Genomic DNA, 1,672 nt, shown 5'->3' on the forward strand with positions numbered 1-1,672 from the left:
TGACGTTGGGCTTGCTGGCGTGTTTGCCAGTGGGTTTGAGCGCGCAGGCGAAGTCAGGGGATTACGATCCCGGAAATTCGAAGTGGGACATCTTTGCGGGCTATAGCTACTTGGCGCCGCACGGCACGACGACGACGGGTGTTCAGACGCAGGCGATCAACTTTGGCTCGATTGTGAGCATTTCGCGTTACTTCAACAAGTACGTGGGTGTTCAGTTGGAAGGCCAGGAACATATTCCGAACCAGAACGCGTACTATCCCGTGTGCCCGAGCTGCGGTTCGACGTGGGCGAACGATGACTTCTCGGGCGGTTCGGCGGGTCTTGTGTTCCGCTTCCCGACGGAAGAGGTAACGCCGTTCATCCACGGCTTGGTGGGTGGAGATTTCGTGGGCATCAACCCCGGCACGACGGACGACCAGTGGGGCGTGTTGCTGACGGCCGGCGGCGGCTTGGATTACGCGACGCCGCTGTTCCATCGCCATTTGTCGATTCGCTTGTTCCAGGCGGATTACCAGTACAACCACATCAACTTCCCCGGTGGCCGCGGCAACTTCAACATGGCGCAGCTGAGCGCGGGATTTGTGTGGCACATCGGCCAGTTGACGCCGCCTCCCCCGATTACGCTTGCCTGCTCGGCTTCGCCGGCAGCGGTGTTCCCGGGTGATCCGGTGACGGTGACGGGCACGGCGGGCGCGGTGTTGCCGAAGGCGACGCCGACCTACACGTGGTCAGGCCAGGGCGTAACGGGCAGCGGCGAGACGGCGACGGTCGCGACGGCCGGCCTTGCACCTGGTTCGTACACGGTCAACGGCACGGTGAAGGAAGGCACGGGCACGAAGCCGTGGGAGACGGCGAACTGCACGGCGTCGTTCACGGTGAAGGCTTACGAGCCTCCGACGGTGTCCTGCTCTGTAACGCCGACGACGATCAAGCCGGGTGATACGGCGACAGTGACGGCCACGGGCCTGAGCCCGCAGAACCGTCCTCTGACGTACACGTACACGGCCTCTTCGGGCACGGTAACGGGCACGGGCACGACGGCGACGTACTCCTCGACGGGTGCGGCGACGGGTCCAGTGACGATCACGGGTACGGTAACGGATGACAAGGGCCAGACGGCATCTTGCCAGACGGGTCTGACGATCGAAGCGCCGGTAGTCGCGGCACCGAAGACGCAGACACTGTGCTCGATCACGTTCACGAAGGATGCGAAGCGTCCGACGCGTGTGGACAACGAAGCGAAGGCCTGCCTTGACCAGGTAGCCCTGAGCCTGCAGAACCAGAGCGACGCGAAGGCAGTCATCGTGGGTGAAGAGACGGGCACGGAGAAGACTCCGAAGCACGGCAAGCACCACAAGATGGAAGCGGACTTCGCGGCACAGCGCGCGGTGAACACGAAGGCATACCTGGTGGAAGAGAAGGGCATCGACGCATCGCGTATCTCGGTAGCGACGGGCACTTCGGACTCGCAGACGGTGGAAGATTACCTTGTCCCAGCGGGTGCGAACTTCACCTCGGATGTCCCGGGCACGACGCCAGTGGATGAGTCGGTGGTGAAGCCGATCAAGCGCGTAGCGCTCGGCGCCAAGCCGGTCCACCACCACAAGAAGAAGTAACCTAACCCGAAACGCATCACCCCGCGAGGCTGACCTAATGGTCAGCCTCGCGGCCG

The 1,672-nt window shown here is 63.0% G+C and carries 1 protein-coding gene; it reads left to right on the plus strand.

What is annotated here, in order from left to right:
* Window positions 1-29: 29 nt before the first annotated feature.
* On the plus strand, window positions 30-1,616 hold the full coding sequence (locus AC5S3R_RS19960) for an OmpA family protein (protein ID WP_494268955.1): 1,587 nt from the start codon (window positions 30-32) through the stop codon (window positions 1,614-1,616).
* Window positions 1,617-1,672: the final 56 nt, after the last annotated feature.

The sequence above is a fragment of the Occallatibacter sp. FHG110214_02 genome (assembly GCF_059115385.1).